Annotated in this window: 12 protein-coding genes and 1 pseudogene; 11 read left to right on the top strand and 2 right to left on the bottom strand. The window is 63.9% G+C overall.

What is annotated here, in order from left to right; genetic code table 11:
• The first annotated feature begins 19 nt into the window (after positions 1–19).
• From tssB to ACIPK7_RS04890, 11 genes are all read left to right on the top strand, one after another.
• Positions 20–592: a type VI secretion system contractile sheath small subunit gene (gene tssB / locus ACIPK7_RS04840; protein ID WP_026079019.1), complete on the top strand. Its 573-nt coding sequence runs from the start codon at positions 20–22 to the stop codon at positions 590–592.
• A 24-nt stretch (positions 593–616) separates the two neighbouring features.
• Positions 617–2,104 carry a type VI secretion system contractile sheath large subunit gene (gene tssC, locus ACIPK7_RS04845; protein ID WP_192431360.1) on the top strand — a complete coding sequence of 496 codons (1,488 nt, stop codon included), beginning with the start codon at positions 617–619 and terminating at the stop codon, positions 2,102–2,104.
• A gap of 70 nt (positions 2,105–2,174) precedes the next feature.
• Entirely contained in the window at positions 2,175–2,672 is a 498-nt protein-coding gene (locus tag ACIPK7_RS04850; RefSeq protein ID WP_017518799.1) for an Hcp family type VI secretion system effector, read from the top strand.
• Between the two features lie 12 nt (positions 2,673–2,684).
• The gene (gene tssE / locus ACIPK7_RS04855) at positions 2,685–3,113 is read left to right on the top strand and encodes a type VI secretion system baseplate subunit TssE (protein ID WP_192431359.1); all 429 of its coding nucleotides are present in this window, start codon (positions 2,685–2,687) and stop codon (positions 3,111–3,113) included.
• Complete coding sequence (tssF, locus tag ACIPK7_RS04860; RefSeq protein ID WP_401085872.1) at positions 3,097–4,923, top strand: type VI secretion system baseplate subunit TssF; 1,827 nt, start codon at positions 3,097–3,099, stop codon at positions 4,921–4,923. The genes tssE and tssF overlap by 17 nt, the downstream gene beginning before the upstream one ends.
• Positions 4,887–5,900: a type VI secretion system baseplate subunit TssG gene (gene tssG, locus ACIPK7_RS04865; RefSeq protein ID WP_401085875.1), complete on the top strand. Its 1,014-nt coding sequence runs from the start codon at positions 4,887–4,889 to the stop codon at positions 5,898–5,900. Before tssF ends, tssG begins: the two co-directional genes overlap by 37 nt.
• Positions 5,900–8,449 carry a type VI secretion system ATPase TssH gene (gene tssH, locus ACIPK7_RS04870; RefSeq protein ID WP_401085878.1) on the top strand — a complete coding sequence of 850 codons (2,550 nt, stop codon included), beginning with the start codon at positions 5,900–5,902 and terminating at the stop codon, positions 8,447–8,449. The genes tssG and tssH overlap by 1 nt, the downstream gene beginning before the upstream one ends.
• A gap of 56 nt (positions 8,450–8,505) precedes the next feature.
• A complete protein-coding gene (locus ACIPK7_RS04875) occupies positions 8,506–9,492 on the top strand; it encodes a hypothetical protein (protein WP_401085881.1) in 987 nt (328 codons plus the stop codon).
• Between the two features lie 43 nt (positions 9,493–9,535).
• The gene (locus ACIPK7_RS04880; protein WP_192431354.1) at positions 9,536–10,093 is read left to right on the top strand and encodes a hypothetical protein; all 558 of its coding nucleotides are present in this window, start codon (positions 9,536–9,538) and stop codon (positions 10,091–10,093) included.
• Positions 10,094–10,221: 128 nt separating this feature from the next.
• Positions 10,222–12,228, top strand: a complete 2,007-nt coding sequence (gene tssI, locus ACIPK7_RS04885) for a type VI secretion system tip protein TssI/VgrG (RefSeq protein ID WP_192431353.1) — start codon at positions 10,222–10,224, stop codon at positions 12,226–12,228.
• Between the two features lie 10 nt (positions 12,229–12,238).
• On the top strand, positions 12,239–12,784 hold the full coding sequence (locus ACIPK7_RS04890; RefSeq protein ID WP_192431352.1) for a toxin-antitoxin system YwqK family antitoxin: 546 nt from the start codon (positions 12,239–12,241) through the stop codon (positions 12,782–12,784).
• A 6-nt stretch (positions 12,785–12,790) separates the two neighbouring features.
• On the opposite strand, the gene ACIPK7_RS04895 is transcribed toward ACIPK7_RS04890, so the two are convergent.
• Entirely contained in the window at positions 12,791–13,186 is a 396-nt protein-coding gene (locus tag ACIPK7_RS04895) for a DUF4280 domain-containing protein (protein ID WP_192431351.1), read from the bottom strand.
• Between the two features lie 337 nt (positions 13,187–13,523).
• Positions 13,524–14,894 (bottom strand): annotated as a pseudogene (locus ACIPK7_RS04900) (transposase).
• Positions 14,895–14,940: the final 46 nt, after the last annotated feature.

Genomic DNA, 14,940 nt, shown 5'->3' on the forward strand with positions numbered 1-14,940 from the left:
CGCAGTGGAGTTCGCCAGCATGGCAGAAAGCACGCAGCACAAACTGGACCGAGTGCGTCCGCCTCGGGTCCAGATCACCTACGACGTGGAAATCGGCAACGCCATCGAGAAGAAGGAGCTGCCGCTGGTCGTAGGCATCCTCGCCGACCTCTCCGGCAAGCCCGTCACTCCCCTTCCAAAGCTCGGCGAGCGCCGCTTCACCGAGATTGACCGCGATAACTTCAACGCCGTGCTCTCGTCCATCGGACCGCGCGTGGCGCTTCAGGTCGACAACACGCTGAGCAACGACGGAAGCCGGCTCAATGTCGAGCTGAACTTCAAGCACATCGACGACTTCGACCCGGTCAGCATCGTCAATCAGGTCGTGCCCCTTCGCCGTCTGTTCGAAGCTCGCCAGCGCCTGCGCGACCTGCTCACCAAGCTCGATGGAAATGATGAGTTGGACCAGCTGCTGCAGGACGTGGTGAGCAACACCGAAGGCCTGCAGGAAATCCGCGCAACCCATCCGGTGACCGCCGATGCCGGTGCCGCCAACGACACCGCCCAGGCCGCCGCCGACGAAGGCGAAGCGCCTGCCGAACCGCAAGCCTGATCCCGCCGCCAGGAGAGCACAGCAATGGCCAAACCCAGCTCCGCCGCGGCGCAAGGCGCCGAAGGCAACACCCAGACCCTCGACCTGCTTGACCGCATCATTGCCGACGGCCGCATGGCCCACGACGACAGCCAGCAGGAATACGCCCGCGACATGCTCGCGGAGTTCGCCACCCAGGTCCTCGACGAAGGCATGGCCGTCAGCAAGGACACCGTGGCCATGATCAACGAGCGCATCGGCCGAATCGATGAGCTGATCAGCGCCCAGCTCAACCAGATCCTCCACCATCCGGAGCTGCAGCAACTTGAATCCTCCTGGCGCGGCCTGCACCAGCTGGTGCAGAACAGCGAGACCGGCTCGCGCCTCAAGCTGCGCCTGCTCAACGTCAGCCAGCAGGACCTGCAGAACGACCTGGAGAAGGCCGTCGAGTTCGACCAGAGCGCGCTGTTCAAGAAGATCTACGAAGAGGAATACGGCACCTTCGGCGGGCACCCGTTCAGCCTGCTGGTAGGCGACTACTCCTTCGGCCGCCATCCGCAGGACATCGCCCTGCTGGAAAAACTCTCCAACGTCGCCGCCGCGGCCCACGCGCCCTTCATCGCTGCGGCCAGCCCTCGCCTGTTCGACATGGGCAGCTTCACCGAGCTGGCGGTGCCGCGTGACCTGAGCAAGGTCTTCGAGAGCCTGGAGCTGATCAAGTGGCGCTCGTTCCGCGAGAGCGAGGATTCGCGCTACGTCTCCCTGGCCCTGCCGCGCTTCCTGGTGCGCCTGCCCTACGGCCCGGAAACCCTGCCGGTGGAAGGCATGAACTTCGTCGAGGACGTGGACGGCACCGACCACGCCAAGTACCTCTGGGGCAACGCGGCGTGGGTCCTGGCCCAGCGCATCACTGAAGCCTTCAGCAAATACGGCTGGTGCGCGGCGATCCGCGGCAGCGAAGGCGGCGGCGCCGTCGAAGGCCTGCCGGCTCATACCTTCCGCACCCAGGCGGGCGACCTGTCGCTCAAGTGCCCGACCGAAGTGGCGATCACCGACCGCCGCGAGAAGGAACTCAACGACCTGGGCTTCATCGCCCTGTGCCACAAGAAGAACACCGACCTCGCCGTGTTCTTCGGCGGCCAGTCGACCAACAAGCCGCGCCAGTACAACACCAACGAGGCCAACGCCAACGCTCGGCTCTCGGCGATGCTGCCGTATGTGCTGGCGGCCTCGCGCTTCGCCCACTACCTGAAGGTGATCATGCGCGACAAAGTGGGCAGCTTCATGACCCGCGACAACGTGCAGACCTACCTCAACAACTGGATCGCCGACTACGTGCTGATCAACGACAACGCCCCGCAGGAGATCAAGGCGCAGTACCCGCTGCGCGAGGCGCGCGTGGATGTCAGCGAGGTCGCCGGCAAGCCCGGGGTCTACCGTGCCACGGTGTTCCTGCGCCCGCACTTCCAGCTCGAGGAACTGACCGCCTCGATCCGCCTGGTCGCCAGCCTGCCGCCGCCGGTCGCCGCCTGAGCCAGGGGGCCGCCCTTTCGGGCGGCCCCTTCACCTGATCCCCCTCTTTCAAGCTGCGGAGTTTTCCAACATGGACGCGATACTTCTCGACCTGGGCGACGACATCAAGGGCGACAGCCTGCTGGCCGGCTTCGAAAACAAGATCGAAATCATGTCGTACAGCCACAACGTCGCCATGCAGGTGACCAACGATGTCAGCAACTCGGAGCGCACCTCCGGCAAGCCGCACATCGGCGAATTCACCCTGACCAAGTTCGTCGACACCTCGACCCCAACGCTCAACGAATACTGCTGCTCCGGCAAGGCCATCCCCTCCGCCACCCTGACCATCGGCCGCAACGCCGCCGAGGGCGACGGCAAGATCATGCCGTTCATTACCTACACCCTGGACAACGTCGTGCTGTCGAACGTCAGCGTCAGCGGTGGCGCCGGTGGGAAGCCGGTGGAAACCCTGTCGCTGAACTTCACCAAGATCAAATGGGAGCTCACCGCGCAAAAGGACGACGGCAGCAAGGAAGGCACCGCCGCGTCGACCTGGGACCTGGCCGCCAACAAGCTGGCCAGCTAAGGCAGCCCGGCCTTGCACGGCATCGCACGGCCACCGTTGCTGGACCGCCTCTCCGAAGCCGGAGAGGCGGAACCGGCCTTCGACCAGCGCGCCCTGGCGGCTTCGGTCGCGCAGGAACTGTCGCGCCTGCTCAACAGCCGCAGCCCTGCCGGCAACGGTGTTGGCATCCTGGCCTACGGCATTGCCGACTGGACGGCCCTGCAGGCCCGCCGCGAGGCTGACCGCCTGCACCTGGCACGGGAAATCCGCCGGGCGGTTGCTCGCTTCGAGCCGCGCCTGGGGCTGAGCGAAGTGGTGGTCGACGCCGATCCGCAGCATCCGCAGCGCCTACGCGTGCGCCTGCTCGGCAACCTGCGCCAGGGCGCCGACCGCGCGCCATTGCTGTTCGAACTCATCCCCGTTGGCGGAACACTGGAAGTACGCCATGAGCGACTCGATTGATGCCGAACTGCTGGACTACTACCAGCGCGAACTGACCTGGTTGCGCCACGCCGGCGCCGGTTTCGCGGCGCGCTACCCCAAGGTGGCACGGCGGTTGGAACTGGGCCCCGGTGAGTGCGGCGACCCCCACGTCGAGCGTCTGCTGGAAGGCTTCGCCCTGCTTGCCGCACGGCTGCAGAGACGCCTGGACGACGACTACGCGCAGTTCAGCGACGCCCTGCTGGAGCAACTCTATCCCCTTGCCCTGCGACCCCTGCCCTCCTGCGCCGTGGTGCGCTTCGAGCCGGACCCGGCCAAGGGCAAGCTGAGCGCCGGCTTCCACCTGCCGCGCGGCACCCCGTTGTTCGTCAGTGTGCCGGGCCAGGAGCGCATCGAACTGCCTGAAGAACTTCGCGGCCAGACCCTGCACTGGCGCACCACCGACGAAGTCACCCTGTGGCCATTGCGCATCGAGGAAGCGGTGCTGCTCGGCGCCGAGGAAGCCCAGGCCGCCACCGGCAGCGCCGGCGTGCGTGGCGCCCTGCGACTGGACCTGCGCTGCCTCGACAAGGACGGCTGGGCTGCACTGGACATCGATAGCCTGCGTATCCACCTGGCCGCCAACCCCATCGCCAAGGCCGCCCTCTACGACCTGCTCGGTGCCCATGCCTGCGGCCTCATCGCCGAGGCCGAGGGCGCCGAACCGCAACGCCTCCCCGGCCTGCCGCAACGGGTCGGCTTCGTCGCCGAACAGGCCCTGCTGCCGGAGGATGAGCGCGTGCAGCCCGGCTTGCGCCTGCTCGCCGAATACTTCTCCTTCCCCGACAAGTTCGCCTTCTTCGACCTGCCGCTCCAGGGCCTGCGTGCCAGCGGCGAGCAGCTCTACCTCTACATCCTTTTCGACCGCCCCGCGCCCGCCCGCCTGACCCTGCAAGCCAGCGACCTGGCGTTGGGCTGCGTACCGGCGATCAACCTGTTCCCACGCACCTCCGAGCCGCTACGGCCGGACGGCACGCGCAGCGAGTACCGCCTGATCGCCGACGCCCACCGCGAGAACTCGGTGGAGATCCACAGCATCCGTTCCCTGCGCGCCAGCACCCCCCTTGGCGTGGTCGAGGTCGCGCCCTACCACGGCACCCAGCACCGCCCCGGCGCGCTCGGCCTCTACTGGCACGCACGGCGGGTCGAGGGCATGACTCCCAACCGACGTGGCAGCGACCTGTTGCTGACCCTGGTAGACGCCGGCCTGCAACCCCTTGAAGAAACGCCCCAGTACAGCCTCAGCGCGGAGCTGCTGTGCACCAACCGCGGCCTGGCCGAGTACCTGCCGGCCGGCACCGAGCTGGCCTTCGAGCGCCCCGGCCCGGTGGCCCGCGCCAGCCTGCTGCGCGCACCGAGCCGGCAATGCCAGCCAGCTCTGGATGGCCCTTCACGCTGGCAGCTGGTCTCGCAGCTCACGCTCAATCACCTGTCGCTGGTGGAAGGCCCGCAAGCCCTCGATGCCCTGCGGGAAATCCTCGCGTTGCACGAATTCAGCGAAGACAAGCTGGCCGCCCGGCAGATCGAAGGGCTGGTCCGGCTGGACTGCGCGCGCGTGGTCGACCACGTCGGCAGCGATGCCTGGCGCGGTTGGCGCAACGGCTTGGAAGTTCGCGTGCACCTCGAACGCCAGGCCTTCGTCGGTGCCAGTGCGGTGCTGTTCGGCACCGTGCTCGCGCAGTTCTTTTCGCTCTACGCCAATGCCAACCGCTTCGTGCGTACGGTGCTGGTGCAATCGGACCAGGAGATTTGCCGATGGCAACCCCAGGCCGGCCAGCCCATCACTCTCTGAGCCGGCGCCTGCGCGCCGAGCCGCACCGCTTCGAGTGGCTGCAGGCCCTGCTGCTGCTCGAGCATGAGCGGCCCCAGGCCACGCCGCTGGGCCACGGCAGCCGCCCGGACGCCGAAGCGCTGCGCCTGCGCGGCCCGCTGACGCCAGTATTCGCCCCCAGCCAGATCGACGCACTGGAAGACGAGGACGGCCGGCCGCTGCTGAGCACCTCCATCTTCGGCCTGGGCGGAGCCGACGGCGCCCTGCCCTACGCCTACCAGGAATGGCTGCAGCAACGCGCCCGGCAGAAGGATCACGCGCCCGCCGAATTCCTCGACCTGTTCCAGCACCGCCTGCTCAGCCTGCTCTACCGGGTATTGCGCAAGCACCGGCTGGCCGTGGGCTTCCAGCCCCCCGCCGCCGCGCCCCTGCGCCGCCCGTTGCGTGCCCTGGTGGGCCTGCTGCCAGCAGGCCTGCATGAGCGCGGTGCGCTGCCCGATGCCAGCGTGCTCGCCCGCAGCGCGCACTTCTCCGGCAGTCGGCGCTCGCTGGCCGGCTTCGCCGCCATGCTCCGCGAGCAATTCGGCCTCCCCGCCGAGTGCGAAGCCTATGCCGGCGCCTGGCGCGAGATTCCCCTGGCCCGCCGCAGCGTGCTGCAACGCGGCGGCGCCAACCTGGGCCTTGGCCGTGACGCCATCGCCGGCACCCGTGTGTGGGACGAACACGCCGGTTTCCATCTGCGCCTCGGCCCGCTGGACGAAGCCGCGGCTCGGCACTTCTTCCCGGACGGCATCGCCTATCCGCTGCTGGCCCACCTCTGCGCATTGTACTTCGGCCCCGACCTGGACTGCCGGCTACGTCTGCTGGTGCGCGCCAGCGGGCCGCTGGCCCTGGGACGTGGCAATGGCCCGAGACTGAACTGGAACACCGGCCTGCGTCGCAGCGGCGGCGCCGTACAACCCATCGACCTGACCCTGCGCCACGCGGAGATGCCCTGATGGACCTCGCCAGCCTGATCGGCCGCCTCAATCCCGAATCCCGCCGCGCCCTGGAGCGCGCCGCACAGCGCTGCCTGCAACGCACCCACCACTACGTCGAGATCGAACATCTGCTGCTGGAACTGCTGGACATCGACGGTGGCGATCTCTCCCGGCTGCTGCCACGCTTCGGCCTCGAGCGCGACCAACTGGTGGGCGAGATCAACACCGCGCTGGAGCTGTTCCGCATCGGCAGCACGCGTACCCCGGCGCTGTCGCCGCAGACCATCGGCCTGCTGGAAGACGCAGTGGTGCAGGCCAGCGTGCTCGGCCAGCCGGCGATCCGCTCCGGGCTGCTGCTGCTCGCCCTGCTCGACCGCGAGGAGCGCCGCGCCCTGCTGCTCAACAGCGCCTCGTCGCTGCTGCGCATTCCCCACGAGACGCTGCGGGAGAAACTCCTAGAGTGGACCGAAGGCTCCCGCGAGCAGCCCCCCGGCGCACGCACCCCGGCCAAGGCCGCACCCAACAGCGCACCAGTCCAGGACAGTGTGCTCGACCAGTACACCCTGGACATCACCGCCGACGCCCACGCCGGGCGCATCGACCCCATAGTCGGGCGCGACGGCGAGATCCGCCAATGCGTGGACATCCTCCTGCGTCGCCGGCAGAACAACCCGATCCTGGTCGGCGCACCCGGTGTCGGCAAGACCGCCGTGGTGGAAGGCCTGGCCCTGCGCATCGCCGCCGGCGAGGTGCCGCCGCCCCTGCAAGGCGTGGTGCTGCGCGTCCTCGACCTCGGTCTGCTGCAGGCCGGCGCCGGGGTCAAGGGCGAATTCGAACAGCGTCTGAAAGGTGTGATCGACGCGGTGCGCAGCAGCGAGCAGCCGATCATCCTGTTCATCGACGAGGCCCACACCCTGATCGGCGCCGGCGGCTCGGAAGGCGGCAGCGACGCCGCCAACCTGCTGAAGCCGGCGCTGGCCCGTGGCGAGCTGCGTACCCTGGCCGCCACCACCTGGCTCGAATACAAGAAGTATTTCGAGAAGGACCCGGCACTGGCCCGGCGCTTCCAGCTGGTGCAGGTCGAGGAGCCCGACGAGGCCACCGCCGTTGACATGCTGCGCGGCGTCGCCGCCAAACTCGAACAGCACCACGGCGTGCAGGTACTGGACGTGGCCATCCAGGACGCGGTGAAGCTCTCGCACCGCTACATCTCCGGCCGCCAGTTGCCGGACAAGGCCATCAGCGTGCTGGACACCGCCTGCGCCCGCGTCGCCCTGGCCCAGCACGACGTGCCGCCGGCCCTGGAGAACCTGCGCCACCGTGAATTGGCAGTGGAGGAAGAGCTGCAACGCCTGCGCCGCGAACAGGCCACCGGCCTGGACCACAGCGCGCGCATCACCGGCCTGGAGCAGGAGTCAGTGGACAACCTTTCGGCCATCCGCGCCCTGGAAAAACGCTGGGGCGAGGAGCGCGAAGCCGTGCGCGAGCTGCTGCAATCACGCCGCGAACTGCTGACCCTGAGCGAGAGCGCCGACGCCGCCAAACCCGACGAGGAACTCGACGGCCGCATCGACCACCTGGCCGCCGAACTGGCGCGCCTGGAAGCCGGCCTCGATGCCATCCGCGAGGACGATCCGCTGGTGCCCGAGCAGGTCGACTCGAAGACCGTCGCCGCAGTAATCGCCGGCTGGACCGGCATCCCGGTGGGCAAGATGCTCGCCGACGAAGCCCACGCCATCCGCACCCTGGCGCAGCGCATGGGCCAGCGGGTGATGGGCCAGGAAGCCGCGCTGGGCACCATCGCCCAACGCATCCAGGCCTACCGCGCCGGGCTCACCGATCCGGCCAAGCCGGTCGGCGTGTTCCTCCTGCTCGGCCCCACCGGCGTGGGCAAGACCGAGACCGCCTACGCCCTGGCCGACGCCCTCTACGGCGGCGAGCGCAACCTCATCAGCATCAACCTTTCCGAGTACCAGGAAGCCCACACCGTCAGCCAGCTCAAGGGCGCCCCGCCAGGCTACGTCGGCTACGGCACCGGCGGCGTGCTCACCGAAGCCGTGCGCCGCCGCCCCTACTCGGTGGTGCTGCTGGACGAAATCGAAAAGGCCCACCCGGACGTGCTGGAAGCCTTCTACAACGTCTTCGACAAGGGCGTGATGGAAGACGGCACCGGCCTGGTGGTGGATTTCAAGAACACCGTGATCCTCGCCACCAGCAACGTCGGCGCCGAGCTGCTGCAGGACACCCCACCCGAACAGATCGCCACGCCCACCTTCGACGAACGTCTGCGCAAGGTGCTCCTGCAAGCCTTCCGCGCCGCCTTCCTCGCGCGCATGACCGTGGTGCCCTACCGGCCGCTGGAGGAAACGACGCTGGAAGGCATCGTGGTCGCCAAGCTGGAGAAACTGCGCGAGCGCTACAAGGCGGCGACTGGCAAGCAATTCGATTTCGACCAGGCAATCGTCAAGGCAGTGCTCGCAAAGTGCAGTTCAGCGGGAGCGCGGGATATCGAGAATGTGTTGATGGCGGAAGTGACAGGGAAGTTGGCGGAGTGGGTGTTGGAGTAGATCAAAATAGCCAATAACGCGGCGCGAAAAAGAACATTCAAGACAGGAGAATAGACATGCCTGGCTACGACATCATCAAGGAACTAAATTTCCTTCTCACCGAGAAGAAAAAGGATCAGCCACGCGAAATATTGGTCAACAAGCAACAACTGGAAAATGACCGACATGACTACGGCATCATCTATGATCTACTCGAAAATCGAGATGCCTTTATCACTGCCATCAACGAACTTTCAAAAGAGCTCTGGACCAATTATCGGATCATCACAAATCAGGTCACTCGATTCTATCAGCCCATCCACTGCCCTCCAGGAAATCTATTTACCAGGGCACTGGGAATGACCGCCCGAGCCTGCAACTTCACTTTTCAGCAAGGATTATCGGCGGATACCGACTTTAACTCGGTCCCCATCGGCGTGAAGTTGACCGGCGGCGACCCTTATATTGGCTATCTGATTCGACGGAAGCTATTCTGGAAAGACAGTATATCGGCGGATCATGGCGAGCACAGCCACAGCATACAGTGGCTAGCTATAGCAAGGCGACTCAACGGACAAACAATCTCTCCTATCGACGACCTCTACTCCAGGGTTGTCGATTACTGGACAATGAAAAAGACGGACAATATCAATCTTTGGCAATTTCTTGTGGACTGCTTCCCCCTTGATGGAGGTGGCGCACGCGACCCGGACACGCGACTCGTCACAAACAGCTTTAGATCACCGAATAACATTACGCGACACCTGATAAGCTACCCTCGCTTTCAGCCAAGGGAAAACCACTTCATTTCAAATTACCTATGCATGCGCTATGCAAATCGAAATTGGGCAACAGCAGTAAATCAAAACACCCCTACTGCAAAAGTAAAATTTGCAAATATCAAGGTAGACGACTCAACCCAGACAGACTGGAAACGAAGTGAATTCGCCACGGCCAGGCTCATTCGGAAACAAATAAGCGACGACAACCGCTTTTCAGATCGAACACTTCATGAAGTGGTTTTTCACGACACACCTGGATATCTTTACATGACATCACCCTAATACCACACGCACAAGAGCAACAACACACTGACAAAGGCATGCCATGACAGTAAAACAGGTGATATTCGACAAATCGCAAACTTTTGACGTCATGATCAACGACAACTGTTTCACTTACGCGTGTGCACTTTTCGGCTTTCTACCCGGCGACTATGAAAGCCAAGCACACACGGTCAGACGAGAGTGCATATCTACAGCCATGCTAATAAACTGCAGCTACCAGTGCCAACGCCCGGCCAATGCGAACGCCGCCTACGACTTGGTCATTGGCAACGCTCTGGGCAGCACACCCAATCGCTACATAGATTTAAAAACTGAATATGTAGGGAAATACTTGCTTTCCGAAGATGAGAATAATGACATCGACATACTTAGCGAATCATCCGAAGGCCAACTCGAATACTCTATAACAACCGCCATTTCCAAAGAGGAAAGAGACAACATAATCTGTTTATTTGACATCTCCTACCTATTCGAATCGCACAAATCATTTGCCAAAGAAATCATCGCCAATCGTGCAATGGTCCTCAACTACGACCTGATCGGAGAAACCATAAGACTCTGCGATTTTGGCACCTATTTGAAGATTAAAAAATCATAAAACCGTGCAATTCATAACTTTCCCTCCAAGAGCACAATATGAGCAAGAAACTTACAATGGAACACAGCGACTCGTTCAGACTCTCGACGCTCGGCCTTTCCGAATTCAGCAACTGATCGAGATACGCCATGCCTAGTCCCATTGATGCCACCACCAGCCTTCTATTCAAGGCGTCGGTGCTGTCGGACCTCTATCCGCAAATGGTCACAGGACGGGAAGCGTTGAATGAATTTTTCCACTTACAACTAATGGGCATCAGCAGCACCTCACTCAGCCTATTCGGCGCCGTAACCTCCCACATCACCACCAGCCTGCGCCACGACGACCAGCAGCGCCCCCTCGACGCCCTCGTCGCCGCAATCCACCAACTCCCCGCCGACGCCACCGCCGAGCGCTACCAGCTCGTCCTCCGCCCCTGGCTCTGGTGGCTGACCCTGGCCAGCAACAACCGCGTATTCCAGAACCTCGCCACCAGCGACATCGTCACCACGATATTCAAGGCCCATGGCTTCACCGACTTCAAGCTGTCGCTGACCGGCAGCTATGAGCCCCACGAGTACTGCGTGCAGTACGCCGAGAGTGATTTCGCCTTCGTCTCGCGGCTGCTGGAGGAGGAAGGCATCTTCTGGTTCTTCACCCACGAAGAGGGCAAGCACACGCTGGTGCTGGCGGACAGCAACGACGCCTTCCCGCCCATCCCCAACGGGCCGAAGGTGGCGTACGTGGGCCAGGAGATCGGCGTACGCGAACTGCATGGCATTCGCTCGGCACAGTACTGCCTGCAGGCGGTGGCCGGGACCTACAGCGCTACTGACTATGAGTTCACCACACCCGCTACTTCGCTCTATTCCCAGGCCCAGGCGGAAGCAGGGCCACGCGCGCAATACGAACACCCCGGGGGCTATACCGCCAAGGCGCGGGGCGATGCGCTGACCAAGCAGCGCGTGGACGGCCTGCGCAGCCAGGAGAAGCGGCTGATCGGCGAGAGCGACTGCCGCTGGCTGGTGCCGGGGCACTGGTTCACCCTGACCGGACATGACGACGCCAGCCTGAACATCGACTGGGTGCTGACCTCGGTGACCCACGAGGCCGACCACGAGCATTACCGCAATCGCTTCGAGGCCATCCCCAAGTCCACTGCCTACCGTCCTCCCCGCACCACGCCCAAGCCGCGCATGCACACCCAGACCGCCAAGGTGGTGGGCAAGGCCGGCGAGGAAATCTGGACCGACCAGTACGGCCGCATCAAGATTCAGTTCCCCTGGGACCTCGACGGCAAGAACGACGAGGCCTCGTCCTGCTGGGTGCGCGTGGTGCTGCCCTGGAGCGGCAAGGGCTTCGGCATGCAGTTCATCCCGCGCATTGGCCAGGAGGTTATCGTCACCTTCATCGATGGCGACCCGGACCGTCCGCTGGTCACCGGTTGCGTCTACAACGGCGACAACGCCCTGCCCTATGCGTTGCCGGACAACCAGACCCAGTCCGGCATCAAGACCAATTCCTCCAAGGGTGGCGGCGGCTTCAACGAGCTGCGCTTCGAGGACAAGAAGGACGCCGAGGAAGTCTTCCTGCAGGCGCAGAAGGACATGAAGGTGAACGTGCTCAACGACAGCACCGCCACCATCGGCCACGACGAGACGCTCACGGTGCAGAACGCCCGCACCCGTACGGTGAAGGAAGGCGACGAAACCATCACCCTGGAAAAGGGCAAGCGCAGCGTGACCATCCAGACCGGAAGCGACACGCTGGACGTGAAGGACACGCGCACCGTGAAGGTCGGCGCCGACCAGACCCACAGCACTGGCGGTAACTACAGCCACCAGGTGAGCGGCAACTTCGAGCTGACGGTGGACGGCAACCTGACCATCAAGGTCAGCGGCACCCTGACCCTGCAGAGCGGCGGCAGCCTGACGCTGAAGACCGACGCCGATCTCGCCGCCCAGGCCGGCACTTCTGTGACCAGCAAGGCAGGCACGACCCTGACCAACCAGGCAGGCACCTCGCTCACCAACAAGGCCGGCACCACCCTGACCAACGATGCTGGCGTCAGCCTTACCAACAAAGCCGCCGCCGAGCAGACGGTGGACGGCGGCGGCATGCTGACCCTCAAGGGCGGCCTGGTGAAGGTCAACTGAGGACAACGACATGGCCAACAGCGGAACCCTCGACCTCAAGCGCGGCGACAGCACCCTGCAGGGCCGCCTGCAGGACGGCGGGCTGGAAGGCCCGCTGCGCATCAGCGAGCGTGGGCGCCCGCAGGCCAGCCTGGACTACCGCGACGGCGAACTGCACGGCACCAGCACGCTCTACTACCCCAACGGCCAGGTCAGTGCGCAGTTGCCCTACGTACGCGGGCGCCTGCAGGGCGAGGCGCGCTTCTTTGCGGCCGAAGGCTGGCTGCAGCGCAAGGTGGGTTACCACGACGGGCTGATGCACGGCGAGGCCTGTAGCTATCTCGCCGACGGCACGCTTGCCGAGCAGGCCTTCTACCGCGAGGGTGTACAGGAGGGCCCGTTCCGCCGCTTCCACGGCAACGGCCAACTGGCGCAGGAGGCACGCTACGTGAAAGGTGCGCCACTGGATCAGCCACGCGCCTATGCCGAGGACGGTCGCCCGCTGGACGAAAACGGCAAACCCATTTCGCGACTGCGCTGGTGGCTGGGCAACCGCGGCGAGGCCAGCGAGGCCTGATCCGAATCAGGGAATCAGCATCTGCACCTGGCCGGGAAACACCACCTTGATCGCCCCGCCCCAGGTGCACATTAGCGTTCCGTTGGCGTCCAGCGCAGGCATGCCGCCCAGCAGCATCGTAGGCGGACCGCCAGGTATCCACGGCGCTGCGGTGGCCGGTATGCAGGGCATTGGCGTCAGTACCCCGAGGGCGGCTGCAGTAGCGGCGGCCACCGTCGGGTTGGCTGGGCTGGAGCACATATCGAAGGGCAAGATATTCAGCAGAGGGATGTGATCCTGCAGGTTGGCTGCCGGCATACCGCCGGTCAGGGTGCGATTGACCGGCAGTACGTTGAGCACCGACGGAGCAACACCGAAACTGCATTGCAGCGTCGCGCCGCTGCAGACCTGGGGACAGCCCATGGAGTCACCTCGCCTGCCTTCGCCTGGCAAGCCTTCCTTCGTGTCGCAGTTGAGGATGAGTGGGTCAAATATAGCCCTTCCAAGCGCCAACGCTTGCGACAGATAGATTAGCTGGCGCTATTGCATGACGGCAGATGTGGGTCGGTAGCGGCTTCTCGCCAGGGGCAGCAATCGGCCGATTCTGTTGAAAAAGGCGGTTCTGCGGCAGCCAGCCGGACAACTGAGCCCGCTTTCGAAGTGGCTGCAAGCCACTTCAAGTTGCCTTTCGGCGTTGCACTGAGCGTTCGGGCTCAGGTTTGAGGGTTAATTCGAGGGTTTCTGCTCGCAGCAGGCGTAACTAGCCTGTGAGCGGTGGCCCTTGAGGCAAAAGCTTGGCCATGCGGCGCAGATTCTGCACTGTCGCGGCCAAGGTGAATTCGTCAGTCGCTCCCGTCAGGCCACGCAGTCGTAAACGGTCGAGTTTCATGATCCGTTTGAGGTGGGCGAAAAGCATCTCCACCTTCTTTCGTTCGCAGCGAGAGACGAGGTATTCCGGTGTCTTGGCGATGCGTCGAGCTACGTCACGGGCGGCCTCATGGATGCTGCGAACGATCTTCCGATTCGGTGTGTTGGGGCAGCACTTTTCTTTCAACGGACAGGTGGCGCAGTCGGTTTGGCTGGAGCGGTAGATGATGGTGTTGGCCTTGGTCACGCGCGACCTTTGCTGAGTGAAGGCGCGCCACTGACTGCGTAGCGGTTTGCCGGCCGGGCAGCGGTATTCATTGGCCTCCGGATTCCAGAGGAAGTCGTTACTGGAGAGGCTGTCGTCCTTGCGCTCGGTCTTGTCCCACACCGGCACATGCGGCTCGATGTTCTTTTCTTCGACCAGCCAGGCCAGCATCGGGGCAGTGCCGTAGGCGGTGTCCCCGATGAGGCGTTCCGGCGTGAGGTCGAACTGCGCTGCGACACGCTAGACCATCATCCTGGTCGAATCGACTTCGGCGGTACGGTGCGCCGGAGTCGCCTCCACATCCATGATCACGCCGTACTCAGTATCGATCAGGTAATTCGTGGAGTAGGCAAAGAAGGCTGGGCCGCCTGGTGCAGCAGTCCAACGGGACTGAGGATCGGTGAGAGAGATTTTCTTGGGAAGAGCTTCAGCCAGCGCCTCGTGATCAAGGGCTTCGAGGTACTCACGCACGGCGCGGCTGCTGAGCTTTGGATCGCTCCAATCGACCTCATCACCCGCCACCCCACGTTGCCGGCTGGCATCAGCCTTGATGATGCTGGCGTCGACAGCGAAGCCTTCGCCTTTGATCAGGCCGGCCGCCATGCAGCGCCGAAGCACCTCATTGAACAACCAGCGGAATAGGCCACTGTCACGAAAACGGCCATGGCGATTCTTCGAGAAAGTCGAGTGATTGGGTACTTCGTCTTCCAGACCCAGCCGGCAGAACCAGCGATAGGCCAGGTTTAAATGCACCTCTTCGCACAGCCGTCGCTCGGAACGGATGCCGTAGCAGTAGCCAACGACCAGCATGCGCACCATCAACTCCGGATCGATCGAGGGGCGTCCGATGGGGCTGTAGAAGTCGGCCAGGTGGGCACGCAGATCGCTGAGATCCAGGCACTGGTCGATGCTGCGCAAGAGGTGTTGGGACGGAACGTGGTCTTCCAGATTGAACGAGTAGAACAGGCGCTGCTGTCCACTCGGTAGCTGTCCCATCATGCTGTTCGCCCCCGCGCTCGCTGACAGAGCAATTCTGCCGGCGACA

This window comes from Pseudomonas sp. NPDC086581 (genome assembly GCF_044746165.1).
Taxonomy (GTDB): domain Bacteria; phylum Pseudomonadota; class Gammaproteobacteria; order Pseudomonadales; family Pseudomonadaceae; genus Pseudomonas.

Bases quoted from the DNA above. Each gene is read 5' to 3' on its own strand.
- tssB (WP_026079019.1), top strand. From the start codon at position 20: ATGGCAGAAAGCACGCAGCACAAACTGGACCGAGTGCGTCCGCCTCGG.
- tssC (WP_192431360.1), top strand. From the start codon at position 617: ATGGCCAAACCCAGCTCCGCCGCGGCGCAAGGCGCCGAAGGCAACACC.
- ACIPK7_RS04850 (WP_017518799.1), top strand. From the start codon at position 2,175: ATGGACGCGATACTTCTCGACCTGGGCGACGACATCAAGGGCGACAGC.
- tssF (WP_401085872.1), top strand. From the start codon at position 3,097: ATGAGCGACTCGATTGATGCCGAACTGCTGGACTACTACCAGCGCGAA.
- tssG (WP_401085875.1), top strand. From the start codon at position 4,887: ATGGCAACCCCAGGCCGGCCAGCCCATCACTCTCTGAGCCGGCGCCTG.
- tssH (WP_401085878.1), top strand. From the start codon at position 5,900: ATGGACCTCGCCAGCCTGATCGGCCGCCTCAATCCCGAATCCCGCCGC.
- ACIPK7_RS04875 (WP_401085881.1), top strand. From the start codon at position 8,506: ATGCCTGGCTACGACATCATCAAGGAACTAAATTTCCTTCTCACCGAG.
- ACIPK7_RS04880 (WP_192431354.1), top strand. From the start codon at position 9,536: ATGACAGTAAAACAGGTGATATTCGACAAATCGCAAACTTTTGACGTC.
- tssI (WP_192431353.1), top strand. From the start codon at position 10,222: ATGCCTAGTCCCATTGATGCCACCACCAGCCTTCTATTCAAGGCGTCG.
- ACIPK7_RS04890 (WP_192431352.1), top strand. From the start codon at position 12,239: ATGGCCAACAGCGGAACCCTCGACCTCAAGCGCGGCGACAGCACCCTG.
- ACIPK7_RS04895 (WP_192431351.1), bottom strand. From the start codon at position 13,186: ATGGGCTGTCCCCAGGTCTGCAGCGGCGCGACGCTGCAATGCAGTTTC.